This window comes from Streptomyces sp. 142MFCol3.1, from assembly GCF_000424945.1.
GTDB lineage: Bacteria > Actinomycetota > Actinomycetes > Streptomycetales > Streptomycetaceae > Streptomyces > Streptomyces siamensis.
Window position 1 is genome coordinate 71204 of sequence record NZ_AUKV01000027.1, and the last position, 23219, is coordinate 94422.

A 23219-nucleotide genomic window follows, 5' to 3' on the forward strand; every position below is an offset into this window, starting at 1 on the left:
GGCGACCCGAGCAGTGACGGCATCCTCCGCCTGAGGCCTGAGGCCTGAGCCGCGGACGAAAAGACGTTCCCCGCGTGTGCGGTCGGTTCCGCGTCCGTGCGCGGGCACGCGGGGCCGAAGGACCACACCGTCCCCGCGGCGCGCGGTTCGCGCCCGCTCCAGGTACGTGTCCGAATCCCGCCGGACCGTACGCACGGCAGGCGGCAGAATTGCTGGTGAAGCGACGCCGGTAGCGCCTGCGGCACTCACGAAGGGACACTTCCGATGACGGTCTACACGACCCTCGACAGCCCGCTGGGCGAGCTGCTGCTCGTGGGCGAGGAGTCGGCCACCGCGAACGGCGGCACGGCACTGGCCTCGCTCTCGATGCCCGGCCAGAAGAACGGCGCCGTCGTCCAGGACGGCTGGACCGAGGACGCGGAGGCGTTCACCGAGATCGCCTTCCAGCTGCGCTCCTACTTCGACGGCCGGCTGACCCGCTTCGACATCGAGTACGTCATGAGCGGCAGCGACTTCCAGCGGCGGGTGTGGCAGGCCCTGGAGACCATCCCGTACGGGACCACGCTCAGCTACGGCGAGATCGCCTCCCGGATCGGCGCATCGAGAGCGGCGGTACGGGCCGTGGGCACGGCGATCGGAGCCAATCCGCTGCTGGTCGTGAGGCCCTGCCACCGGGTGATCGGCGCGACGGGCGCCCTCACCGGCTACGCCGCCGGCCTGGAACGCAAGCGCACGCTCCTGGACCTGGAGGACGAGTCGTCCTGAACTGCCGTCCGTACTCCGCCGCGGCGTGATGTCACACCCGCGTCGCGAGGGCCCTCTTGGATGCAGACGCTGACAGGAGGCAAGGATGGAACGGCAGATCGAACTGTCACCCGGGACGATCGAGTACCAGGACACCGGGGGCGGCGGTCCGGTGCTCGTACTGCTGCACGGGCTGCTGATGGACGCCTCGCTGTGGGAGGGCCCGGTCGCGGATCTGTCCTCCGACCACCGCTGTGTGGTGCCGACCCTGCCTCTGGGCGCGCACCGCAGGGCGATGCGGGCCGACGCCGATCTGTCGCTGCCCGGGGTGGCCCGGCTGGTCGCGGAGTTCCTCGACCGCCTCGGCCTGCGGGACGTCGTCCTGGTCGGCAACGACACCGGCGGGGCACTTGTCCAGCTGCTGATGTGTGACGGGACGGACCGGGTGGGCCGGGCCGTCCTCGTCTCCTGCGACGCGTTCGACAACTTCCCGCCGGGGCTGACGGGCCGGACGCTGGTCCTCTCCGGCAGACTCCCGCCCCGGGTCTTCGGGCTGTTCATGCAGCAGATGCGGCTGCGGCCCCTGCGGCGGCTGCCGCTCTCCTTCGGCCGGCTGACCCTGCGCGGGGACGCGGCCACCGCTCGCTGGATCGGACCGGTCCTGCGCCAGCCCGGGATCCGCCGGGACACGGTGCGGGTATTGCGCTCGATCGGGGCCGACACCGGGCTCCTGCTGCGCGCGGCCGACCGGCTGCCGGACTTCGACCGGCCCACGCTCGTGGTCTGGGCGCGCGGGGACCGTGTGATGCCGCCCGCGCACGGCCGGCGCCTCGCCGAGCTGCTGCCCCGCGGGCGGCTCGTCGAGATCGACGACAGCCGCACGCTCGTCCCGCTGGACCGGCCGGAGGCCCTCGCGCGGGCCGTCCGGGAGTTCACGGCTACATCCCACGCCGGCTAGGGAAGTTGTCGGATCTCTGCGCTACGTTGCGAGCATGACGGAATTCGTACTGGTGGCAGGTGCGTGGCTCGGCTCCTGGGCGTGGGACGAGGTGGTGCCGGAGCTGCGAGCGGCCGGCCACGGCGCTCATCCGCTCACGCTCTCCGGCCTCGCGGACAGGCAGGGCACGCCGGTCGGACCGCAGACCCACGTCCGGGACATCGTGGGCGAGATCGAGCGACTCGATCTGCGCGACGTCGTCCTGGTCGGGCACAGCTACTCGGGCATCCCGGTCGGCCAGGCCGCCGCGCGGATAGGCGACCGGCTGTCCCGCGTGGTGTTCGTCGACGCCAATGTCCCGACGGACGGCGAGTCGTTCGTGTCCACGTGGTGGCAGGGGCCGGAACGGCTGGAGGAGGTGATCGAGGAGAACCAGGGCTTCTGGCCGCCGCTGACGGCCGCGGACTACGACGGGCAGGGACTCACGGACGAGCAGATATCACGGATCGCCGGTGGGTCGACGCCGCAGCCGGGCATCACACTGACCGACGCGGCGGTGCTGGACCGTCCGCTCGGCGAGCTGCCGACGACGTACGTCAAGTGCCTGATGGACGGCGAGGACCCCAATGACGACGTGGCCGAGCTGCTGAAGAGCGCGCGGTGGGACCTGGTCGAGATGGAGACGGGCCACTGGCCGATGTTCTCCCAGCCGCACGAGATGGCGCGGGTCCTGCTCAGGGCCGCGGCACGCTAGCGCGGCGTGCGGGATTCGAGGGCGGCGCGCGTGTCGTCACCGTAGACGCCGGTCTCGTCGCCCCGGATGCCGTACCAGAGCTGGAAGCGGGCGACGGCCTCGGTGAGGGCCGCGTCGTAGCTGCCGTGCGTGCCTGAGCCGTCGTACACGTTCGGCACGCGCCGGAGCCGTTCCTGGAGCTCCGTCACGTCGGGCCCGCGGTCCCCTTGCCGGAGGGTCCCCGCGCCGTCGGGGTCACCGGTCCGCGCCGGATCCTCGGCGGGCGTCCGTGCGGCGGGCGGGGTGGCGGGTTGTGCCCTGTCGTCCGGGACGCCGCCCGGCAGCAGCAGGGCGAGGGCGAAGCCGGCGAGTGCCGCCGCCACGGCGACCGCGATGGCGGCGTGCCGCGGTCCCGCACCGTGGGCGAGTCCGCGCCGCCGCCCGCCTCCGGGCGCCGGCCGGGCGGGATCCGCGCCGGAGGCACGGTCCGCGCCGGCCGGGACCGGCGGCAGCTCCTGGGTCTCGTCGCCCTCGGCGGGCGGGAGCAGTCTCGTCCCGGCGACGACCGCGACCGGCTCCAGGTGTTCGTCGGGGTCGGCTGCGGGCTCCTCCCCGCGCACCTCCCTCAGCAGTTCGGCGAGCGCCTCCGAGCGGCGTCGGCGCTGGATGCGCGTCGGTTCGAGGGCCGGGCGCCGCACGGGCTGCCCGGGTCCGGGCGGTGTCGACACACTGCTCCCCTTCCGCGCACGGTCCTCCGCCGTCTCCGTGCGGGAATACGGGTCCTAGGGCCCGGATGTTCAGTGCGCACCTCCACGCACCGAACGATCGATACGCTCAATTCGGTAAGGATTATTGAGCGTTTGAACGTCGGCGTGCTAGAAACCGCCGTCATGACGACTCGTTGGTCACGCCGTGGCTTCCTGGCCGCGGGCAGCGGCACCGCCCTCGCGCTCGGGGTGCACACCACCGCCGGCGCCTCCCCTCTCACCTCAGCCGGGATCACCGACACCGCCGAGGCCGCGGACGCGTTCGCGGCCCTGCGCGCGAAGTGGCGCACCCTGATCCTGGGTGAGGGGTTCAGTCCGACCGCCGAACCGTTCCGGACCCGCCTCGCCGATCTGGGCACGACGGCCTCCCGATGGCGGTCCACCATGGCCCCCGCCGCCGGCTCGCTCTGGCCGGACATCGTGTACGCCGACCCGGAGCCCGACACCGACCAGGAGTCGTACGGCTACTCCGGAAACATGAACACCAGCTACAGCCGGCTCAACACCCTCGCGCAGGCGTACTGCCTGCAGGGCACCGGGCTGACCGGCGACACCGGGCTGCGCGACGACATCCTCACCGGCCTCGACCACCTCCACTCCGAGGTCTACAACGCGGACCAGACCCGCTACGGCAACTGGTACAGCTGGCAGATCGGCGCCCCGCAGGCCCTGCTCGACGTCTGCGTCCTCATGTACGACGCCCTGCCCGCGGCACGGATCGCGGACTACCTGGCCGCGGTCGACCACTTCGTGCCGGACTCGGCGGTCGCCGCGTACAGCGGGACGAGCACCGGCGCCAACCGGGTCGACCTGTGCCGGGTGCTGGCGCTGCGCGGCGTCGTGGGCGCGAACGCCGCCAAGGTGGCGCTGGCCCGGGACGCACTCACCCCCGTCTTCCCGTACGTCACCACGGGCGACGGCCTGTACACCGACGGCTCGTTCATCCAGCACACCACCGTCCCGTACACGGGCTCGTACGGCTCGGTGCTGCTCGGCGGGCTCGGCCTGCTCTTCGCCCTGCTCGCCGGCTCGGCCTGGGAGGTCACCGACGCGGGCCGGCAGATCGTCTTCGACTCCGTGGAGAAGGCCTGGGCACCCTTCCTCTACAACGGCCTGGTCATGGACGGCGTGTCCGGGCGGGCCGTCAGCCGGGGCCTGTCCGCCTCGGACGCCAAACGCATCCAGCAGGACGACCATCTGCGCGGCCATCCGATCCTCGCCTCGATCGTGCTGCTCGGACAGGGGGCGAGCAGCACGGAGAACGCGCGCTGGCGCGGTCTGGTGAAGGGCTGAACAGGGGCCCGCCGTCCCGTACCTGCATGAGCGGCCGCCAGCCCGCGGCGACGAAGGTACGACGGCCCTTCTGGACGGCGAGGCGGGTCGCGAAGTCCGGGAAGACGTCGAGGCGATGGCCGCCGAAGTCGTTGCTCCACACCCCGTGCTTTTCGACGCCCACCCCGGTGACGATCGTCGCCCAGCACGGGCCCGACATGGTGGGGGTGCGGTCGTCGACCTCGACCGCGGCGAGGAAGCCGTCCGCCGCGAGCGCGTCCAGGTGCGGGGTGGGCAGGCGGCGCAGGGTGTCGATGCGTACTCCGTCGATGCCGACGACCAGGACGCGGTGGACGGCGTCCGGCATGGGCGCTCCTCTCATGGGGCGGGGGCTGTCGTGCACGGCGGTGTCACGCCGAGCGGGTCAGCTCGTCGGGGCCGACGCCGTGGACGAAGGGCAGTCCCTGGGCGTAGCGGCGCACTTCGTCGATGGCCCAGTGCGTCATGCGGCCGAGTTCGTTGCCCAAAGAGCCCGCGATGTGCGGGGTGAGCAGGACGTTGGGCAGTGTGTAGAGCGGTGAGGAGGCGGGCAGCACCTCCGGCTCGGTCACGTCGAGCACGGCGTGGATGCGTCCGGAGACCAGTAGCTCGGTCAGCGCGTCGGTGTCGACGAGCGAGCCGCGTGCCGTGTTGACGAGCGTCGCGCCGTCCGCGAGGAGCGCGAGCCGGCGCGCGTCGAACATGTGCCGCGTCTCGGCCAGTTGGGGCGCGTGGATCGACACCACGTGGCTGCGCCGGACGAGTTCGTCGAGGCCGACCGCTTCGACGCCGAGGGCGCGGGCCTCGGGCTCGTCCACGTACGGGTCGTGGAGGAGGACGTGCAGGTCGAAGGGGCGCAGCAGTTCGACGACCCGGCGGCCGATGCGCGAGGCTCCGACGATGCCGACGGTGCGGTGGTAGTTGCCGTGTCCGGTGAAGTACGGCAGCAGCTCGGGCTGTCGGCGGGTACGCGCGTAGTCGTGGGCGATGCCGAGGACCCGCTTGTTGGCGAAGAGGATCGCGGCGAGGGTGAACTCCGCGACGGGCAGGGCGTTGGCCGCGGCGGCGGAGGAGACGCTGATGCCGCGGTTCCAGACGTACCCGGTGACGTGGTGCTTGACGGATCCGGCGGCGTGGACGACGGCGCGCAGCCGCGGCATGCGGCGCAGTACGTCCTCGGTCAGCCGCGGAGCTCCCCAGTGGGTGAACAGCACCTCGGCGGAGGCGAGTTCGGTGGCGTCGGCCGTGGCGAAGTCGGTGATCGGGCCGGAGCCGTCCACCCGGGCGACCGCGCTCAGGCGGTCGAGTGCGCCGTCCGCGAGCAGGGAGCCGTGGATCTCGTGACCCATGGCGAGGGCGGTACGCGGGCGGCGGGCCCCGGCCGGTGGTGGCGAGCTGTTCAGGAGGGTGCCTTCCGGTACGGGCATGGTCACTTCACCGCGCCCGCGGTCAGCCCCGAGCGCCAGAAGCGCTGGAGGCAGACGAAGGCGGCGATCAGCGGGACGACGGCGACGAGCGAGCCGGTGATCACGAGCGAGTAGTACTCGGGCTGTTGCTGGGTGACGCTGTTCCACATGAACAGGCCGAGGTTGACGGGATAGAGCTTCTCGTCGTTCAGCATCACGAGGGCACCGAAGAAGTTGTTCCAGCTGGCGGTGAACGAGAACAGGAAGATGGTCATGAAGCCGGGGGCGAGCATCGGCAGGGCGATCCCGGTGAAGGTGCGCAGCTCGCCGGCGCCGTCGACGCGGGCGGCCTCCAGGACCTCGTCCGGCACGTATCCCTCGGAGAAGACGCGGGCCAGGTAGACGCCGAAGGGGTTGACGAGTGCGGGCAGCAGCAGGGCCCAGTAGGTGTTGACCACCCCGGCCTCGGTGGCGAGCAGGTACATGGGCAGCTGGATCACCGTGGTGGGGACGAGGACTCCGCCGAGCACCGCGCCGAACAGCTTCTCCTTGCCCTTGAAGTCGTACTTGTCGAAGGCGTATCCGGTGGCGACGCACAGGAGGGAGGAGGCCGCCGAGCCGACGACCGAGTACAGGATGCTGTTGCCGAACCAGCGCAGGTAGATGCCGTCGTTGAAGGTGAACACATGGTGGAGGTTGGCGGGGAGGCTGAAGTCGCCGAAGGAGAAGCCGGACGTGCCGAACAGGTCGCGGTCGTTCTTGGTGGCGGCGATGACCAGCCAGGTGACGGGCATCAGGGTGTAGAACGCGGCGACGATCAGCAGGCCGTTGACGACGGCCTTGGCGAGCAGCGCGTCGGTCCGTGCGCGGGGGCGGGCGGCGGCCCGTGTACCGCCCGGCGCGGCCGGTGTCCGCGGCGGGCTCGAAGGACGGGTGAGGATGCTCATGAGGCCGCCTTCCACCGGTTGCCGAGCCGGGTGACGAGGTAGGACAGGACGACGCCCAGCAGGGCGAGCAGCAGGGACGCGGCGGCGGCGAGCCCGTAGTCGTGCTGGACGAAGCCGGCCTTCCAGATGAACAGGGTCGGCGACCATTCGGTGTCGACGGAGGGCGCTCCGCGCTGGTTGAGCAGCTTGGGCTCGGTGAAGATCTGGATGGCGCCCACGCAGGTGAACAGCACGGTCATGACGAGTGCGGAGGCGATCAGCGGCACTTTGATCCGCAGGGCGGTGCGCAGGGCTCCCGCGCCGTCGACGACGGCTGCTTCGATCACTTCGCGCGGAACGGCCTGGAGCGCCGCGTAGAAGATGACCATGTTGTAGCCGATCCACTGCCAGGCGCAGAGGTTGACCATGGACGACAGCACATGGTCGTTGCTGTAGAAGTCCCACGAGCCGCCGAGCGCGCCGATCCGGTCGAGCACGGGGCTCAGGCCCGGGGTGTAGAGGTAGATCCAGACGATCGAGGCGATCAGGCCGGGGATCGCGTGCGGCAGGAACAGTGCGAGCTGGAAGAACCGCTTGGCGCGGGCCATCGCGGAGTCGACGAGCAGGGCCAGCAGCAGGGAGCCGCCGATCATGACCGGGATGTACAGGGCGCAGTAGAGCGCGATGTGTACGAAGGAGTCCCGGAACCCGGCGTCGGAGAGGGCCTTGGTGTAGTTGCCGATTCCGGAGAACACCCGCCGGGTGCCGCCGAAGCCGAGTCCCGAGGAGTGTTCCTGGAAGAGGCTCATCCAGACGGCGTAGCCGATGGGTGCCACCATGACCGCGGCGAACAGGACGAAGAACGGGACGACGAAAAGGGCCGCGGCGCGGCGCTGACTGCGCCGCAGGGCGGAGGTGACGGGCGGCTTCGTCGCGGGTCGGGGCCGGGTCTTCACGGCCGGGGCGGGAGGTGCTGCCACGGTGGCTCCTTGGCGGGCTGGACGCTGCGAGGGGGGCGGCGGGTGCGGGGTCCGGCCGCCGGGCGGCCGGACCCGGAGGGTCACCGGGCGAGCTTCAGTCCGCGCTCCGTGATGCCCGACTCGGCCTTGCGCTGGCCGGCCGTGACACCGCCGCCGAAACCGGACTCGGCCGTGGCGTCCTGGACGGCGGTGTAGACGTCCAGCTGGTTCGGTCCCCACGTCCAGCCGGGGACGATCGTGTCGACCTGCTGGGAGGCGAGCTTGTAGAGGTCCTGGCCTCCGAGGTACGCGGTGTCGAACTTCGCCGCCGCGACGCCACGCATCCGCGGGTCGGCCGGCAGCGCGCTGCTGGGGGACTCCAGGTCGGCGAGCCGGGCTTCGACTCCGGCGCGGTTCGTGGTGAGCCACTCGATGAACTCGGCCGCGGCCTCGGCATGCCTGCTGCCCTTGAGGACGCCGTAGGAGGTGCCTCCGTAGGTGCCGCTCGCCGCGGTGCCCCAGTTCGGCAGGGGGGCGACGGCCCACTTGCCCTTGAGGTCGGGCATGGCGGTCTTCATGCCTCCGGCGGACCAGGAGGCGCCGAGGAAGGAGAGGGTCCGGCCGGACGCGCGGGCCTTGGTCTCCTCGGGGCTGTAGGCGGTGAAGGACTGCACCAGGTCGTCCTTGATCAGCCCGTCCCAGTAGGCGGCGACCTTCTTGCTGGGCGCGTCGTCGACGCCGGGCTTCCACGCGTCGCCCTCGGTGGTGAACCACTTGCCGCCCGCCTGCCAGGACAGGGCGGCGAGGAGCGCCGGGTCGGACTTCGGCATGGAGGCCAGCCGGACGTTCTTGTCGGCCTTCTTCACCTCGGCGGCGGCGGTCCTGAACTCGTCCCAGGTCTTGGGTACTTCGATGCCGTACTTCTTGAACAGGTCGCTTCGGTAGTAGTACAGCTGCGGCGCGACGTCGTAGGGGACCGTCCATGTCCTGCCGCCGAAGGTCACCAGGCTCTGGACGGACGCGGGGAACTTCGACTTGACCGTTTTACCGGCGTAGTCGGTCAGATCGATCAGGTTTCCCTGGCTCGCGAACTCCGGGACCATCTGGTACTCGATGGTGGCCACGTCGGGGGCGTTGCCGGCCTTCACGGCATTGGCGAGCTTGCTGTAGCCCTCGGTCGAGCTGGGGATCTCGGTGAACTCGACCTTGATGTCCTCGTGCGTCCGGTTGAACGCCTCCACCGTCGACTTGGCCCCGAGCGTCCAGGTCCAGTACTTGATGGTGACCGGCTTGCCGTCCGGTGCGGAGTCGGTCGAGCCGCCGTCGCCGCCGCACGCGGTGGCGAGCATGCCCAGGGCGGCGACGACGGCGATGGCGGCTGTGCGGAACGAACGTGAAGTGCGCGACATGGCACGGCTCCTACGAGACCTCGTACGGGCAGAGGCGGATGCAGGACATCTTTTGTGCGCACACGATCAGAGTCAAGAGCATTCGACCAAATCAATCAATACGATCGCTCTCTGTTCAGAAGGTGAGTGCCTCGCCGCCACAGGAGGACCGCACCCTGAGCTCAGGAAGGAGTTCCAGGTGCTGGCGGGGCGCGGCGCTCCGCCCGTCCGCGCGCTCCGCGAGCCGCTGGAGCAGCAGCTTCGCGGCCAGCTCCCCCACCGAGCGTTTGGGCGGGGCGACAGCCGTCAGGGGCACGTCCGCGAGGGCGGCGACCTCGTCGTCGTACGCGATCAGCGCGAGGTCCTCCGGCACCCTGATGCCGCGCGCCTGAAGCTTGGGCACCAGCACGATCGCGTCCTCGTCGCTGTGCACGAGCGCGGCCGTCACCCCGCGCTTCTCCACGGCCTGCACCAGATAGTCGATGCTCGCCTCGTAGTCCCCGTGCTCGCGGACCGACGGCGCGCCGGAGTCGACGTCGAGCCCGAGCGACTGCACGGCCGCCAGGTAACCGGAGGAGATCTGCGCGGCGTGCGGCCCTTCCTGGAGCACCGCGGTGACGCGGCGGTGCCCGAGGGCGGCGAAATGGCCCACGGCCACGGCGGCCCCGTGCGCCCGGTCGGTGCGCACCCGGTCCAGACCGGCCGCCGGGTTCCCGGCCGGCGCGGAGCGCTCGACCAGGACGGCCGGCACCGCGCAGTCCAGTAGCCACTTCTCCTGACCGCCGAGCGGCACGCCGCCGAACCAGCTGGGCGCGACGAGGAGCCCCTGCGCACCGCCCGCGATCAGGTGCTCCGCCTGCACGGCGTCCTCGGAGTCCACGTAACCGGTCATCCCCAGGACCAGCCGGCCGCCCTGGGCGCCGACGGCCTCACGGGCACCGCGGACGACGTCCGCGAAGATGGAACCGGTGGTCGGCACGATCATCCCGATCACGGCGCCCTCGGCCCGCTCGTGCCCGGGCCGGGGCGCGGCCGCGGTGTCGCCCGGCCAGACGACCGCGCCGTGCAGCCGGTGCACCCGCCCCTGGGCGGCCAGCGTCTCCACGTCGCGGCGCAAGGTCACCGCGGACACGCCGAGTTCGGCCGCGAGGTCGGACACCCGGAGGCTGCCGCGCTCCCGGACGAGTTCGAGCACCCGCTCATGGCGCTGGTCGACGTGCAGTCGCATGGGCTCCCCCTGGGGCAAGGCCGGACGGACGAACTGAGGGCGGACGCGGAGCGTGATCCCCTGCGCCAACTCTACGCCCACAGTCGTATCGATCGATTGCGATCGATACGGTCAGGCGGATCCGGCGAAACCGCGGACCGGTCATGCGGCGTGAAGAATGGGCATGACGGGGTAAGACCACCTTCGGGAAGCGGAGAGGGTCGTAGTGGGTGCGAGCGAGGAACGGGACGTGTCGGTGCGGCGGCGCTTCGACATGGCGGACGCCGCGCCACTGCTCCTCGACGCCCGGATGTCGGTGACCAGCTGGACCGCCGACGCGGAACGGCTGCTGGGGTACCCCGCCGCGGAGGTGCTGGGCCGCCACGCGGCCGAGCTGCTCGTCCCCGAGGACGCGGCGCGGGTCCGGGACCTCACCGGACAGTGCGACGCGGACCGCGGCTGGTCGGGGCTGCTGTCCGCACGGCACCGCGACGGGCGGGCCCTCCGGCTGATGGTGCGGGTCGTTCCCGCGGAGCACGGCGACGGCCCTGCGCGGTGGGTCGCGCTGCTCGCGGATCTGGGCGACGGGCCCGGCTGGGACATGAGCCGGCAGGTGCTGGAGAGGATGGCCGCGCACTCACCGGTGGGCATCGCGATCGTGGACACGGACCTGCGGTACGTGTGGTCGAACACGGCGCTGGAGCAGTTCGGCGGCGGTCCTGCCCAGCAGCGGCTCGGCCGGCGGCTCGCCGAGGTGCAGCCCGGTCTGGACGCCGAGCGGCTGGAGGCACAGATGCTCCGGGCGCTGACGACGGGCGAGCAGGTGGTCGGGTACGAGCACGTGGGCCGGGTCCGCTCCGCGCCGCACCGCCAGTCGGCCCACTCGATGTCGTTCATCCGGCTGGAGGACGATCTCGGTCGCCCCATCGGGGTCTACTACACCGTCGTCGACGTGTCGGCGAGCTACCGCGCCCGTCGGCGGCTCGCCCTGCTGGACCGGGCCGGCGAGTGCATCGGACGCAGCCTGGACGTCGTGCAGACCGCGCAGGAACTGGCCGACGTCGCGGTCCCGGGGCTCGCCGACTTCGTCACGGTCGACCTGCTGGAATCGGTCCTCAAGGGAGCGGAGCCCGCACCCGGTCCGCGGGACGACGCGGACGCGGTGCCGCTGCGCCGGGCCGGGCAGCAGTCGGTCCGGGCCGGAGTGCCCGAGACCATGGTGCGAGTCGGCGAGCCGGCCGCATACCTCGCCGGGTCTCCCCCGGTCCGGTGCCTGGCGGACGGCCTCTCCTGGTCCGAGGAGCGCCTCGACCCGATGGCCACCGTGTGGACGGCCCGCTCGCCCGGCGACCGCCCCGCGTCCTTCCTCGACCTCGGGCTGCACAGCGTGATGATCGTGCCCGTCCGCGCCCGCGGCATCACCCTCGGCATCACCACGTTCTTCAGGCGCACCCGCGAGGACCCGTTCGACGAGGACGACCTGAGCCTCGCCGAGGAGTTCGTCGCCCGGGCGGCCCTCTGCATCGACAACGCCCGCCGCTACAGCCGCGAGCGGGACGCGGCCCTCGTGCTCCAGCGCAATCTGCTCCCGCACCGCTTCCCCGAACTGGACGCCGTGCAGGTCGCCGCCTGCTACCGGCCCGCCGACGAGCTGACCGGCCTGGCCGGTGACTGGTTCGACGTGATCCCCCTGTCCGGGGCTCGCGTCGCCCTCGTCGTGGGAGAGGTCGCGGGCCACGGCATCGACGGGGCCGCGGCCATGGGGCGGTTGCGGGCCGCCGTGCAGACGCTCGCGGATCTCGACCTGACCCCCGAGGAGGTGCTCGCCCATCTCGACGATCTCGTCAGCCGTACCGCACGGGAGGAGGGCACGGGTGCCGACACCCGGACCAGCGGAATGCAGGCGCTGGGCGCCAGTTGCCTCTACGTGGTGTACGACCCGGTGAGCGGCGAGTGCGCCATGGCGGGCGCGGGTCATCCGGCGCCCGCGCTCATCTCGCCCGAAGGACATGTGTCGTTCGTCGAACTTCCCCGCGGTTCCGCGCTCGGCGTGGGCGGACTGCCCTTCGAGTCAGTCGAGTTGGAGCTCGCGGAGGGAACAGTGCTCGCGCTGCACACCGACGGGCTCCTCGCCACCCCCGGCGCGGCCCGGGACCAGGAGACCGGCCGGGAACGGCTGCGCCGCGCCCTGGAGGCGCGCGGACAGCAACTGGACGACCTGTGCCGCACCATCGTGGACGACCTGGTGCCGACGCGGCCGTACGACGACGTGGCACTGCTGATGGCCCGTACCCGGCGGCTGGGTGCCGGTCAGGTCGCGACCTGGGAGCTGCCCGTCGACCCGGCGGTCGTGGCCGACGCCCGCAAGGCGGCCGCCCGGCAGCTGAACGCCTGGGGTCTGGACGAACTGACCTTCACCACCGAACTCGTCGTGAGCGAACTCGTCACCAACGCGATCCGGCACGCGGCCGGCCCCCTCAGGCTGCGGCTCATCTCCGAACAGGCCCTGATCTGCGAGGTGTCCGACGGTGGCGCCACCGCTCCGCACCTGCGCCACCCGAAGACGACCGACGAGGGCGGCCGAGGGCTGTTCCTGATCTCCCAGTTCACCCAGCGCTGGGGCACCCGCTACACGGACGAGGGAAAGATCATCTGGGCCGAGCAGCCCCTCCGGGCCCCGCTGGTGTAGCACCGCCCGACGGCTGTGCGCGCAGGCCGTGTTGGTGGAACGTTGACCAATTCTCTGGAGATCGCTGAATCACTCGTCTATATCGTCGGACGCATGCCCCCACACCCGCCGAGGACGCCGGCGCTCCCGGTTCTGCCCTATCGCAGACCCACCCGCGACCGGGACTACTGGGTCTTCGACGACGTGCTGCCCGACGTGGACGCGGTCCGGGCCCGGTGCGTCGCGAGGGACGACTGGGTCGAAGGTCATCCGTACACCTCGGAGAGCTGGCCCGGCCTGCGCACCATGCCCGGACTCGAACCCGGCGAACTGGCGTGCATAGAAGGCCTGGTGAGGAAGGCGACCGGCGCGCGGGAACTGTGGCAGCAGTCGACGCCGACGGGGGCCACCCTCAACCACAACTGCATCCAGGTGGTCGGCAAGCACGAGGGCGAGCCGCGTCCGCACACGGACTCCCGTGCGCTGTGCCGTTACGCCGCCGTCCTCTATCTCAATCCGAACGTGGCCAAGGACTGCGGGACCAGCTTCTTCCGGCAGAACCTGCCCGGCGGCCGGCTGGGCGGGAACACGGTCGCCGCGCCGCACGACAACCTGGTCGAGGCCCTGGGCACGCGCTTCGTCCCGCCGGACTCCTTCGTGGAGGACGTCCGCGTACCGCACCGGTACAACCGGCTGCTCCTGTACCACGCCAACCTGATGCACAGCGCCACGGACTACTGCGGCAGCACGGTGGAGGACAAGCGGATGACCGCGGTCTTCTTCTGGATGGCGTGAGCCGCCGGGACCTCACGGATCCCGTGCGAAGACGGGGACGAGCCCCGGCACCTCGGTACGGATGACGGGTGCCGGGGCTCGTGGACAGGACGCCGACGGCCGGTCTCGACGGGGCGGTGACCGGTCATCTCGGGGGAGTTGATGACCGGTCACCGCGGACCGGACGCCGGCGCCCCGTCATCGAGGGGCGCTGACGACGAGCGTCATGAGCGGGCGCCCGTGGAACGGCGACGCCGGGTGGCGACGGTGATCGCGGCACCGGCCGCGAGGACGGCCGCGGCCCCGGCCGCGATCGTCAGGGTGTTGCCGCCGCCGGTCTCGGCGAGGTCGCCCTGCTTCGGCGACGCACCGCCGTTCGGGGTGGCGGCCGGCGGAGTGGCGGACTCGGGGGCGGTGGGGGTCGAGGACGTCTCGGGCGCCGAGGGCGTCTTGGGGCCGGCCGATGTCGCGGGTGCCGACGGCGAGGGGGTGGCCGGCGTCCCGGGGGTGGTCGGCTGCGCCGTGCAGTCCTTCTTGCCGCCGTTCCACGCCGTGATCAGCTTGTCCTTGATGACCGCGTGGTCCGGTCCCGCGGGCAGGTCACCGTGCTCGAAGCCGTCCTCGGCGTCGTGCTTGCCGTCGAACTTGACGGCGCCCCGGTAGAGGTCGATCTGCGCGAAGCAGCCGGCGTCGGGCACCGAGATGTCGAGGGAGTCGGTGGCACCCGGCTCCACCGTCACGGAGTCGAAGTCGTGGAAGACCTGCGCACCGGAGGTCTTGAAGGTGGCGCCGTGGGTCCGGTAGGCGGCGAGCGAGGCGGTGCAGGTGCCGGCGCCGTCGGCCGTGCGGACCTTGATGTGGACCTTGCCGTCGTCGGTGGGCCTGAGGCTCTCGTCGTCGACGCGGACCGAGTCGTAGAAGTTCGTCCCGTCCAGGGAGAACTGGCAGCGGTCGCTCGCGGTCGCCGTGCCGGCGCCCTGACCCGGGGCGTAACCGCCCGCGGTCTTGTCCCAGCCGTCCCCGCCCGGCTCGCCGGTCGCCCAGGCGGTGGTGGTGGCCGCGGAGAGGGCAAGCGCCGCCGCGCCCGTTCCCAGCAGGCGGCGCAGGGTGACACGTCTCGCTGTGGACATGCGGATCCCGTCTCGATGGTGCGGTGCCCCGGTCGGCGGCAGCGGGCAGCACGAGACAGCCGGGGGCCGCGCCGGGGGTGAGTGGTCGAAGAAACACCGGGCTCATCGGTCACATGGGCCACGGCGCGACCACATATTCGATCACCGGGGGGAGGCTGTCAACCTCGTTGAACGGACAAGCACTTCATGCGTGATCGCATTTCAGCCACATGAGGAATCACCGGGTCCGCCCCGATTTCGAAGGCTCTCAGGGCACCTCTGGCCGCAGCTCCGCACCATGGAACTCAGTTCCCTCGATGGAGTGCACTGAGTGCCACATCGCCCGGTTCGGTGTTAGTTTCCGTTCATGAACGACGGACCCCGGCGCCGTGAGCCCTCCGACGCGACGCCCGCGAAGCCGCCCATGCGGGACGCCCTGGTCGCGGCGGCCTTCCAGCTCTTCCTGGAGCGCGGCTACGAACAGACCACGATCGACGACATCGTGACACTCGCCGGCGTCGGCCGCCGCTCGTTCTTCCGCTACTTCCCCTCCAAGGAGGACGTGGTCTTCCCGGACCACGAACGCTGCCTGGCGGACATGAGGGCGTTCCTCGACGACACCGCCGACGCGGACGACGACCCGGTGCAGCGGGTGTGCGACGCGGCCCGGCTGGTCCTGCGCATGTACGCCGAGAATCCGACGTTCTCCGTCCAGCGCTACCGCCTCACCAAAGAGGTCCCGGGCCTGCGCGCGTACGAGCTGTCGGTCGTCCGGCGTTACGAGCGGGCCCTGGCCGAGTACCTGCGCGGGCGCCTGGCCGCCCGGCGCGACGGCACCCTGCGGGCCGAGGTCATCGCCGCGGCCGTGGTCGCCGCGCACAACAACGGCCTGCGGTCCTGGCTGCGTTCGGACGGACAGGGCGACGCGACCGCGGCGGTCGACCACGCCCTCGGGTACGTACGAGCGACGTTCGGCGACCCGCAGGAGTCCCCTCGGGGCGGCCCGAGGACGGAGGAGTACGACGACGTGGTGGTCGTGGTCTCCCGGCGCGACGCCCCGTTGTGGCGTGTGGTCCAGGAGATCGAGTCCACGCTCGGACGGGACTGACCGTCGCGGGGCCGGACTCCGGTCCGGCCACATTGAGGGTACTGAGTGCCTTTACCTGTGACACTCAGTGCCATACTCTGTGGTCGTGCACGGTGATCCGGGCACCTCAGATTCCGGCCGAGCGCAGGGAGATGACATCGTGTACCAGCCAGGAATCGCCCTTCATCCGGGGCCCGTTCCCGCGACGGACGTGCTCGGGACCGCCCGCGACGAGCAGCCCGGGGACGTCCTCCTCTTCCAGCGCTGCCATTGGTGCGGCACGGCGATGTACCAACGCCTCCTCTGCCCGGTCTGCCAGGGCAGCGACCTGCGGACGGAGTCGAGCACGGGATCGGGCATCGTGCGTCATTCCACCGTGATCCACCGCAACACCCCCGCCGCCCGCAACGTCTCCCTCATCGAGATGACGGAGGGGTTCACCGTCCGGGGACGGGTCATGGGGTCGCCCGCCGCCATCCACAGCGGCGACCGCGTGCAACTCTCCACCGCCCAGGACCCGGTACGCAGGCAGCCGGTCTTCCAGCTCGTGGACGGCCCCTACGGCGGCTGGGGCTGAGGGCCGGTCGGTCCGGCCGTCCTTGCCGGCCGGACCGGTCCGAGAGTGCGATGGGCCCCGCCGGCGTAGTTGGTGTTGATGCCGACGATCGACTTGCCGGGCGACGTGACATCCACGTCGCTGACCACGATGGTGCGCTTGTACTGCGTCGAGCAGTTGCCGCAACTACGCACCAGCTCGCCGAAGTCTCATGTATTCCATGCCCCTGCCAGTCTCGGTCGGGGCGACGCTCGCCGTGGAGGTGGCGGGGGCTTCGTGTGAACGGCAGCAGGCGCGGGGGGTCCGGCGAGTGCCGGACCCCCCGCGCCTGTGAAGGTCAGGACGCCGGTGTGATGCGAATGCCGATCGTGCCGGTCTCGCCGCGGCGCAGCCTGCTGCCGAAGAGGGTGAGACGGCCGAGGACACCGTACTTGCGGGCGATGAGCTGCCGGTAACGGGCGGTCGCCTCGGCGTCGACGATCTCGGCCGTGGCCGGCACCTGGTCACCGGTCGGCCTGCCGCGCGCGTCGCAGGGGCCGACCAGGACGTCGCCCCGGTTGCGGATCCGCTTCACCTTCCAGGAGTCCGCGGCGGTCCACGCACCGAGTGCCGTGCCGTCGCGCACCACCCATACGGGCGTCGCGACACCGGTCCCGTTCTTGCGGTAGCTGGTGATCAGCAGGTACTTGCCCGAACCGAGCTTGTCCAGCGAGGCCTCGTCCATGGGCGGCAGTCTATGCCGCCGCCCCCGGGCAGCCCGCCCCGCGCGCGAACCGCCCGGCCCCGGCGGCCGTCCCTCCGGCCGCGAGGTCAGGACAACTGACCGTCGTAGTCGGGGAGCTTGAACGTGCGCTCGGCGTGCCCGCCGACGAGGTCGGTGGTGTTGTTGCCGACGTTGGCGATGATCGTGTATCCGAGGGCCTCGATCTGCGCCCGCTTGCCGGTCTTGTAGGCGCTGACCTCGTCGAAGAGGTCCGGCAGATCGCGGACGTACAGGCCGGAGACGGGGTAGCCGACGGCCTTCAGGTTCCACTTCGTCTCGCTCGCGATGATGCCGGGGCGCGCGGTGACGAAGAAGATGTCGACACCCCGTGAGCGCGCGTAGCGGGCCAGTTCCAGCGAGGGCGCGACCGCCGGGGTGGGCAACTGGTACCAGGGGTGGAAGTCGGTCTCCAGCGTGGTGTTGTCGATGTCGAAGACGATCGCGAGCTTCTGCCCGTCGGCGTGCGCGGTGCGCTGTTCGACGTACGGCACGGCCTGGTCCATGACGGAGCGGACGTCCCGCTGCCAGGTGGCGTAGTCGACCGATGCTGTCGTGGCCGCCGCCGTGCTCGCCGTCGTCCGGGCCGGCGCCGCGGTGGCGGTTCCGGCCGCGGTGACGGTTCCGCCGATGCCCAGTGCCACGACCGCCGAGACCGCGACCGTCCTGCGCCCCACGCCACGTCCTGCCATGCCCGTCCCCTGACTCGTGTCGGAGCTGCGGGGGTACCGGGACCCTCGCAGCTGCTCATGTCGGAACGGCGGGGGACCGCTGTCGCCCGCCGCTGGTGCCACGGCGGCGGAGTCATTGCCCCGTCGCCGCGGCAGTGATGATCGTGCCTGAGGATGTACGAAGGGGGAAGTGTCAGTTACTGATCGGTAGAGAATCGCGTGCGTCTCTTCCTCCCCAGGAGGACCGCCGACTCACCCCCACGGATCGTCTCCCCCCGCCCCCGCTGGTCGTCCCGGCTGCCCCACCGGTCCCGTGCGGTGCGAGGTGGCAGGTGCCGCCGCCCCGTGTGAGCCTGGGCTCGCGGTGACCCCACAGGGAGAGAGGCGCTCGGATGAACGCACCGAACATCGTCGTCGTCGGCGGGGGTTTCGCCGGTGTCGAGGCCGCGCGGGGACTGGAGCGGTCGCTCGCTCCCGGCGAGGCCCGGATCACGCTCGTCAGCCCGACCGACTACCAGCTCTATCTGCCCCTGCTCCCGCATGTCGCCGCCGGTGTCGTCACCCCGCAGTCCGTCGCGCCCTCGCTGCGCCGGATCCTGCGCCGCACCGCGCTCCTGCCGGGCACCGTGATCGGCGTCGACCCCGAGGCCACGGTGTGCGTCGTCCGCAAGATCACCGGCGAGCTGGTCGACGTGTCGTACGACTACCTGCTCCTCACCCCCGGCAGTGTGACGCGCACCTTCGACATCCCGGGCCTGCTGGAGGAGGCGCGCGGGATGAAGACACTCGCCCAGGCCGTGTGCCTGCGCGACCACGTCATCGGCCAACTCGACCTGGCGGCGGCCACCTCGGACGAGGCGGAGCGGACGGCGCGGCTTCAGTTCGTGGTGGTCGGGGGCGGTTACGCGGGCACCGAGACCGCGGCCTGTCTGCAACGCCTCACCACCGCCGCGGCCAAGCGCTACCACCCGCGTCTCGACCCGGGTCTCATCCGGTGGCACCTGGTCGACGTCGCCCCCCATCTGCTGCCCGAGCTCGGCGACCGGCTGGGCGCAAGCGCCCTGCGGATGCTGAACGAACGCGGGGTGCACATCTCGCTGGAGACGTCCGTCGCCTCCGTCACCGAGGACAAGGTCACCCTGACCGACGGCCGGGTGCTGCCCTCGCGCACACTGGTGTGGACGGCCGGTGTCGCGGCGAGCCCCCTGGTCGACTCGCTGGGCGCGGAGACCGTGCACGGCCGGATCCTCGCCGGACCCGACTTCGAGGTGCCGGGGCTGGAGGGGGTGCTCGCGCTGGGCGACGCGGCGGCAGTGCCCGACCTCGCCAAGGGCGACGGTACCTACTGCGTGCCGACCGCCCAGCACGCGGCACGGCAGGGCCGGCACGCGGCGAAGAACGTCACGGCGCTGCTGCGCGGACAGCCGACGACGCCGTACCGGCACAAGGACCTCGGACTCGTCGTCGACCTCGGCGGGCACGACGCGGTGTCCAAGCCGCTCGGCATCGACCTGAAGGGCGTGCCCGCGCAGGTCGTCGCCCGCGGGTACCACCTGTACGCCCTGCGCACCGGCACCGCCCGGTTCCGGACCGGGGTGAACTGGCTGCTCAACGCGATCGCGGGCGACGACTTCGTGCGCACCGGGTTCCTCGACGACCGTGAGGGCACCCTGCGGGACTTCGAGCACACGGACATGTATCTGACGCGGACGGAAGTGACCGCCCGCGTCCGCGGCTAGCGCCCGTCCGTGTCCTGGAGGAGGGCGAGGAACTGCCGGCCGAAGAGGTAGGCGTCCCCCGGCCAGCGGGCCGAGAGGTAGTGGCCGTCCCGGACGACGAAGGCGTGCGTGTCGTCGCCGGCGGTACCGCGCCGTGTCAGCGTGCGCGGGCCGCGCTCGAACTGGGTGCCGGGGTCGGTGAGCGCCGACCTGACCTCGTCCTCCACGTAGGCGGGGTAGGTGCGGTAGTAGCGGCCGAGCCGCCAGGCGGTGGTGAAGTAGGCAGTCCGTTCCATGTACTTGGGCAGACAGGTCGTGCGGCGGCCGGCCAGGACGCTGCGTCCGGTGGCGGGATCCTGGGCGCGGGCGAGCACGAGGACGCCGTGGCAGATCGCGCCGACGGGGCGCCGCAGCGCCCAGAAGTCGGCGATCCGCCGCTGGAGTACGGCCGAGCCCAGGTACTGGCGCATGCCGGGCGCGTGTCCGCCGGGCAGGATCAGACCGTCGTACTCCGCCACGTCCAGGTCCGCCCAGGAGACGGTGCGGCGGAACTCGGGCGCCTCGGTGAGCTGCCGGTAGTACGTCCGGGGTTCCGGTTCGGCGCCGAGCTGCCCGAAAAGCACGCCGGTGAGCAGTCGCGGGTCGGCCGCGGGACGGGTGCCCGCGTGCTCCGTCGCGAGGACGACCTCGTGTCCCGCCTCGGTCAACAGGCGCCAGGGCACGGCGACTTCGGTGACGTCGAAGTCTTGGTCGGGGACCGGTATCAGCACGCGCACGGGTCCATCATGGCAGCGCGGCACCGGTCGCGAAGGGCGGTGGCGGTGCGAGGGGCCGGGGTGGTGAGGGCGGGCCAGGGCGGTGTCCGGCCCGGGGCGCGCGTCCTGGTGAACACGCGGGCGTGGCCGCACGTATGAGGGGAGGGCTCTCGACCGGGGCCCTCGGCGGCGATGACGCCGTGCCGTTCGGCTTCGGGAGCCCATGGATGAGGCACGCACGACGACGGATCGTCCGACGGGGGGCGCGACTCGCGGCCGTCGGCGGGCTGCTCTGCGGGGGGCTGATGGTGACGCAAGCGATGGCGAGCGAACCCTCCGACACGTCGCGTGCCGCGGGAAGCCGGGCCCAGGCGGCCGTGGACACGGGCACCGCACTGGTGGCACGGCTCGGCACCTCGCGCACCGCGGGCAACTGGATCGGCTCCGACGGCCGGCCCGTCGTCGCGGTGACCGACCCGGGGGCCGCCGCCGAGGTCACGGAGGCGGGCGCCCGCGCGAAGCTCGTACGGCACAGCATGCAGGACCTCAAGTCGGCCACCCGGGCGCTGAGTTCGGCGCCGCGAGTGGTGGGCACGGCGTGGGCCGTGGACTACACGACGAACGAGGTGGTGGTGCGGGCCGACACCACGGTCTCCTCCTCCGACTGGTCACGCATGACCAAGGTGGCCGACAGGATCGGGGACGCCGTCCGCATGCAGCGCACCCAGGGCGCGTTCACGACCCGGCTCAACGGCGCGCAGCCCATGTTCTCGACCGGCGGACGCTGTTCGGCCGGTTTCAACGTGACCAACGGGCGCAGCGAGTTCATCCTGACGGCGGGGCACTGCGGACCGGCCGGGTCCGTCTGGTTCGCCGACAACTCGGGCCGGCAACAGCTCGGACGTACCGTCACCACCGCGTTCCCCGGGAGCGACTTCTCGCTCGTGCAGTACGACGACGGACAACAGACCTCGGCGGGGGCCAACGTCGTCGCCATCGGCGGGGGCAACGGCGTTCGCATCACGGGTACCGCCGATCCGGCGGTCGGGCAGCGGGTGTTCCGCAGCGGCAGCACCAGCGGGCTGCACGACGGGAAGGTGACCGCGCTCAACGCGACCGTCAACTACCCCGAGGGCACGGTCACCGGGCTGGTCGAGACGACGGTGTGCGCCGAGCCGGGCGACAGCGGAGGCCCGTTGTTCTCCGAGGGCATCGCGCTCGGTGTGACCTCGGGCGGCAACGGGGACTGCCGGACCGGCGGTACGACGTTCTTCCAGCCGGTCACCAAGGCGCTGACGGCGCTGGGGGTGCGGCTCGCGGGACAGCCCCAGGCGTCGTCGGGCGCCCCCGCGTCTCCTTCGCCGGCGGGCTCGACCGCGGCTTCCGGCGCGCAGGGCGCGGGGGCCTCGCCGGGGTCGGCCGCACCGGGCGCCGTGGAGCCGGTGGGCGGTGCCGCCGAGAACGCCGAGACGCTGGTGTCGCGTCTGACCGACCCGAAGAACGTGGGGCCGGGGCTGCTGGTCATCGCGGGCAGTCTCGTCGCGCTGGTGGCGACGCGGTTCATCCGCACGGAACAGGACCGCAAGGCCTATCGGCGGCAGTACGCGCAGAGTTGGGGATGAGGCTTGAGGCGGTGGCTCCCCGCTGACTTCGGGGAGCCCCGTGCCGGGACGCGAACCGTCAGGCCGCCCGGGTGGGCGACGGCGGGGCGGCTTGCGCCCATTCGAGGACGAGCCGCTGGTACTCCCGCCGCTCCTCCATGCTCAACGTCCCGCCCGCCCGGAACCACAGGGCCCGGATCTCCTCGTTGACCTCGGCGGCGGAGCGCCGAGTGTCGGCATCAGGAGTGGTGGACATGGTGTGAAGCATACGGTCCTCGACGTGAAGACGTTGTGAGTAAAGGTACAGCGAACGACATTACGGACCGTGAAGCTCATCACTCAGGTGCCGGGCTTGCGGCCGTACACGAACACGTCGTCGCCGTTCTTCAGCAGCGACCAGTACTTCTTGGCCGTGGTCGTGGTCATGTTGACGCAACCGTGCGAGCCCGGCGGGTTCCACATGCTCAGGCCGACCGAGTGGAAGGCCTGCCCGCCGTCGAAGAACTGGCTGTACGGCATCGGCACGTTGTAGATGCTGGAGACGTGGTCGATGTCCCGCCAGTAGATCTTCTTCAGGCCGGTGCGGGTCTCGTACCCGTCGCGGCCGGTGCGCACCGGCACCGGCCCGTAGACGAGTCGGTCGCCGTCCTGGATCCAGCTGAGCTGGAGCGTCAGGTTCACACAGGCGATGCGCCCCTTGTTGACCGGGCACTTGCCGTCCTTGTTGGGGTTGCTCCCCACGGCCTTCTGCTTGTTCATGAGGTCCATCACGCCCCAGGTGACCGGACCTGCGTAGCCGATGTTCGGGGTGATGCCGTGCTTGTTCTGGAAGGCCTGGATGGCCTTGCAGTCGGTGGTCGACTGCCGGCCGTCGACGGGCCGCCCGAGGAACTTCTCCACCTGCTTCTGGTACGGGCCGGTCTGCGTGGTGCAGCTCGCGGCCTGCGCGGGCGCGGCGCCCAGCGCCAGCGTCAGCGGCGCGACCAGTCCGGTGATCCCGAGCGCGACGGCGCCCCGTCTGCGTATGTCCCCCATGGCGGGCCTTCCCTTTCCTGTTCTCTCTCGTGTCGTCCGCCTGCTAGACCGTCGTCGCGGGGCATACGTTGTGCGGCCGGCCGGACTGGGACCAAACGGTGACATTC

The 23219-nt window shown here is 71.5% G+C and carries 21 protein-coding genes and 3 pseudogenes; 10 read left to right on the plus strand and 14 right to left on the minus strand.

Annotated elements, in window-relative coordinates:
• Nucleotides 1-264: 264 nt before the first annotated feature.
• The 3 genes from H305_RS0132745 to H305_RS0132755 all read left to right on the plus strand — a co-directional run bounded on the left by H305_RS0132745 (nucleotide 265) and on the right by H305_RS0132755 (nucleotide 2435).
• Entirely contained in the window at nucleotides 265-765 is a 501-nt protein-coding gene (locus H305_RS0132745; RefSeq protein ID WP_028804171.1) for a methylated-DNA--[protein]-cysteine S-methyltransferase, read from the plus strand.
• 85 nt (nucleotides 766-850) lie between these two features.
• Nucleotides 851-1702 (plus strand): alpha/beta fold hydrolase, encoded by an 852-nt coding sequence (locus tag H305_RS0132750; RefSeq protein WP_028804172.1) that lies wholly within the window; start codon nucleotides 851-853, stop codon nucleotides 1700-1702.
• A gap of 34 nt (nucleotides 1703-1736) precedes the next feature.
• Nucleotides 1737-2435, plus strand: coding sequence for an alpha/beta fold hydrolase (locus tag H305_RS0132755; protein WP_028804173.1), 699 nt, complete (start codon nucleotides 1737-1739; stop codon nucleotides 2433-2435).
• Here the strand turns inward: H305_RS0132755 and H305_RS0132760 are convergent.
• The gene (locus tag H305_RS0132760) at nucleotides 2432-3142 is read right to left on the minus strand and encodes a peptidoglycan-binding domain-containing protein (protein ID WP_028804174.1); all 711 of its coding nucleotides are present in this window, start codon (nucleotides 3140-3142) and stop codon (nucleotides 2432-2434) included. The two genes, H305_RS0132755 and H305_RS0132760, sit on opposite strands and share 4 nt — an antisense overlap.
• 162 nt (nucleotides 3143-3304) lie before the next feature.
• Between H305_RS0132760 and H305_RS47700 the strand changes: the two are divergent.
• A pseudogene (locus H305_RS47700) lies at nucleotides 3305-4471 on the plus strand (lyase); the annotation flags it as partial.
• Here H305_RS47700 and H305_RS51335 read toward each other — a convergent pair.
• The 6 genes and pseudogenes from H305_RS51335 to H305_RS0132790 form a co-directional block, all read right to left on the minus strand.
• Nucleotides 4422-4820, minus strand: a pseudogene (locus tag H305_RS51335) (alkaline phosphatase family protein); the annotation flags it as partial. The pseudogenes H305_RS47700 and H305_RS51335 overlap by 50 nt on opposite strands.
• Before the next feature lie 43 nt (nucleotides 4821-4863).
• Nucleotides 4864-5919, minus strand: coding sequence for a hydroxyacid dehydrogenase (locus H305_RS0132770; protein ID WP_107440147.1), 1056 nt, complete (start codon nucleotides 5917-5919; stop codon nucleotides 4864-4866).
• 2 nt (nucleotides 5920-5921) lie between these two features.
• A complete protein-coding gene (locus H305_RS0132775) occupies nucleotides 5922-6845 on the minus strand; it encodes a carbohydrate ABC transporter permease (protein WP_028804176.1) in 924 nt (307 codons plus the stop codon).
• Nucleotides 6842-7804: a carbohydrate ABC transporter permease gene (locus tag H305_RS0132780; protein WP_234021315.1), complete on the minus strand. Its 963-nt coding sequence runs from the start codon at nucleotides 7802-7804 to the stop codon at nucleotides 6842-6844. The genes H305_RS0132775 and H305_RS0132780 overlap by 4 nt, the downstream gene beginning before the upstream one ends.
• A gap of 80 nt (nucleotides 7805-7884) precedes the next feature.
• Nucleotides 7885-9192 (minus strand): ABC transporter substrate-binding protein, encoded by a 1308-nt coding sequence (locus tag H305_RS0132785; RefSeq protein WP_028804178.1) that lies wholly within the window; start codon nucleotides 9190-9192, stop codon nucleotides 7885-7887.
• A 115-nt stretch (nucleotides 9193-9307) separates the two neighbouring features.
• Nucleotides 9308-10399 (minus strand): substrate-binding domain-containing protein, encoded by a 1092-nt coding sequence (locus H305_RS0132790; protein WP_028804179.1) that lies wholly within the window; start codon nucleotides 10397-10399, stop codon nucleotides 9308-9310.
• Between the two features lie 205 nt (nucleotides 10400-10604).
• On the opposite strand from H305_RS0132790, the gene H305_RS0132795 reads away from it, so the two are divergent.
• A complete protein-coding gene (locus tag H305_RS0132795) occupies nucleotides 10605-13067 on the plus strand; it encodes a SpoIIE family protein phosphatase (RefSeq protein WP_028804180.1) in 2463 nt (820 codons plus the stop codon).
• A 93-nt stretch (nucleotides 13068-13160) separates the two neighbouring features.
• Nucleotides 13161-13841: a DUF6445 family protein gene (locus H305_RS0132800; RefSeq protein WP_028804181.1), complete on the plus strand. Its 681-nt coding sequence runs from the start codon at nucleotides 13161-13163 to the stop codon at nucleotides 13839-13841.
• A 203-nt stretch (nucleotides 13842-14044) separates the two neighbouring features.
• Here H305_RS0132800 and H305_RS0132805 read toward each other — a convergent pair whose 3' ends face one another.
• Nucleotides 14045-14950 (minus strand): hypothetical protein, encoded by a 906-nt coding sequence (locus tag H305_RS0132805; RefSeq protein WP_028804182.1) that lies wholly within the window; start codon nucleotides 14948-14950, stop codon nucleotides 14045-14047.
• Between the two features lie 403 nt (nucleotides 14951-15353).
• Between H305_RS0132805 and H305_RS0132810 the strand changes: the two genes are divergently transcribed.
• Nucleotides 15354-16037 carry a TetR family transcriptional regulator gene (locus H305_RS0132810; protein ID WP_199791490.1) on the plus strand — a complete coding sequence of 228 codons (684 nt, stop codon included), beginning with the start codon at nucleotides 15354-15356 and terminating at the stop codon, nucleotides 16035-16037.
• Between the two features lie 190 nt (nucleotides 16038-16227).
• Nucleotides 16228-16593 carry a Zn-ribbon domain-containing OB-fold protein gene (locus H305_RS0132815; protein ID WP_028804184.1) on the plus strand — a complete coding sequence of 122 codons (366 nt, stop codon included), beginning with the start codon at nucleotides 16228-16230 and terminating at the stop codon, nucleotides 16591-16593.
• Between the two features lie 53 nt (nucleotides 16594-16646).
• Here H305_RS0132815 and H305_RS55190 read toward each other — a convergent pair.
• The 3 genes and pseudogenes from H305_RS55190 to H305_RS0132830 all read right to left on the minus strand — a co-directional run.
• Nucleotides 16647-16781, minus strand: a pseudogene (locus H305_RS55190) (pectate lyase); the annotation flags it as partial.
• A gap of 128 nt (nucleotides 16782-16909) precedes the next feature.
• Nucleotides 16910-17296, minus strand: a complete 387-nt coding sequence (locus H305_RS0132825; protein ID WP_028804186.1) for a PPOX class F420-dependent oxidoreductase — start codon at nucleotides 17294-17296, stop codon at nucleotides 16910-16912.
• 86 nt (nucleotides 17297-17382) lie between these two features.
• Nucleotides 17383-18024, minus strand: coding sequence for an HAD family acid phosphatase (locus H305_RS0132830; protein ID WP_028804187.1), 642 nt, complete (start codon nucleotides 18022-18024; stop codon nucleotides 17383-17385).
• Nucleotides 18025-18395: 371 nt separating this feature from the next.
• Between H305_RS0132830 and H305_RS0132835 the strand changes: the two genes are divergently transcribed.
• Nucleotides 18396-19742, plus strand: a complete 1347-nt coding sequence (locus H305_RS0132835; protein ID WP_028804188.1) for an NAD(P)/FAD-dependent oxidoreductase — start codon at nucleotides 18396-18398, stop codon at nucleotides 19740-19742.
• Here the strand turns inward: H305_RS0132835 and H305_RS0132840 are convergent.
• Complete coding sequence (locus tag H305_RS0132840; RefSeq protein WP_028804189.1) at nucleotides 19739-20497, minus strand: type 1 glutamine amidotransferase domain-containing protein; 759 nt, start codon at nucleotides 20495-20497, stop codon at nucleotides 19739-19741. The genes H305_RS0132835 and H305_RS0132840 overlap by 4 nt on opposite strands.
• Before the next feature lie 206 nt (nucleotides 20498-20703).
• Here H305_RS0132840 and H305_RS0132845 point away from each other — a divergent pair, with 206 nt between their 5' ends.
• Nucleotides 20704-22098, plus strand: a complete 1395-nt coding sequence (locus tag H305_RS0132845) for a S1 family peptidase (RefSeq protein ID WP_028804190.1) — start codon at nucleotides 20704-20706, stop codon at nucleotides 22096-22098.
• Between the two features lie 58 nt (nucleotides 22099-22156).
• On the opposite strand, the gene H305_RS0132850 is transcribed toward H305_RS0132845, so the two are convergent.
• Together H305_RS0132850 and H305_RS0132855 are read right to left on the minus strand one after the other, a co-directional pair.
• Nucleotides 22157-22345 carry a hypothetical protein gene (locus H305_RS0132850; RefSeq protein WP_028804191.1) on the minus strand — a complete coding sequence of 63 codons (189 nt, stop codon included), beginning with the start codon at nucleotides 22343-22345 and terminating at the stop codon, nucleotides 22157-22159.
• Nucleotides 22346-22416: 71 nt separating this feature from the next.
• Nucleotides 22417-23112, minus strand: coding sequence for a L,D-transpeptidase family protein (locus H305_RS0132855; RefSeq protein WP_028804192.1), 696 nt, complete (start codon nucleotides 23110-23112; stop codon nucleotides 22417-22419).
• Between the last annotated feature and the right edge of the window lie 107 nt (nucleotides 23113-23219).

Bases quoted from the DNA above. Each gene is read 5' to 3' on its own strand.
- H305_RS0132775 (WP_028804176.1), bottom strand. From the start codon at position 6,845: ATGAGCATCCTCACCCGTCCTTCGAGCCCGCCGCGGACACCGGCCGCG.
- H305_RS0132770 (WP_107440147.1), bottom strand. From the start codon at position 5,919: ATGCCCGTACCGGAAGGCACCCTCCTGAACAGCTCGCCACCACCGGCC.
- H305_RS0132850 (WP_028804191.1), bottom strand. From the start codon at position 22,345: ATGCTTCACACCATGTCCACCACTCCTGATGCCGACACTCGGCGCTCC.
- H305_RS0132745 (WP_028804171.1), top strand. From the start codon at position 265: ATGACGGTCTACACGACCCTCGACAGCCCGCTGGGCGAGCTGCTGCTC.
- H305_RS0132750 (WP_028804172.1), top strand. From the start codon at position 851: ATGGAACGGCAGATCGAACTGTCACCCGGGACGATCGAGTACCAGGAC.
- H305_RS0132845 (WP_028804190.1), top strand. From the start codon at position 20,704: ATGAGGCACGCACGACGACGGATCGTCCGACGGGGGGCGCGACTCGCG.
- H305_RS0132855 (WP_028804192.1), bottom strand. From the start codon at position 23,112: ATGGGGGACATACGCAGACGGGGCGCCGTCGCGCTCGGGATCACCGGA.
- H305_RS0132805 (WP_028804182.1), bottom strand. From the start codon at position 14,950: ATGTCCACAGCGAGACGTGTCACCCTGCGCCGCCTGCTGGGAACGGGC.
- H305_RS0132785 (WP_028804178.1), bottom strand. From the start codon at position 9,192: ATGTCGCGCACTTCACGTTCGTTCCGCACAGCCGCCATCGCCGTCGTC.
- H305_RS0132830 (WP_028804187.1), bottom strand. From the start codon at position 18,024: ATGGCAGGACGTGGCGTGGGGCGCAGGACGGTCGCGGTCTCGGCGGTC.
- H305_RS0132755 (WP_028804173.1), top strand. From the start codon at position 1,737: ATGACGGAATTCGTACTGGTGGCAGGTGCGTGGCTCGGCTCCTGGGCG.
- H305_RS0132835 (WP_028804188.1), top strand. From the start codon at position 18,396: ATGAACGCACCGAACATCGTCGTCGTCGGCGGGGGTTTCGCCGGTGTC.
- H305_RS0132800 (WP_028804181.1), top strand. From the start codon at position 13,161: ATGCCCCCACACCCGCCGAGGACGCCGGCGCTCCCGGTTCTGCCCTAT.
- H305_RS0132825 (WP_028804186.1), bottom strand. From the start codon at position 17,296: ATGGACGAGGCCTCGCTGGACAAGCTCGGTTCGGGCAAGTACCTGCTG.
- H305_RS0132790 (WP_028804179.1), bottom strand. From the start codon at position 10,399: ATGCGACTGCACGTCGACCAGCGCCATGAGCGGGTGCTCGAACTCGTC.
- H305_RS0132810 (WP_199791490.1), top strand. From the start codon at position 15,354: ATGCGGGACGCCCTGGTCGCGGCGGCCTTCCAGCTCTTCCTGGAGCGC.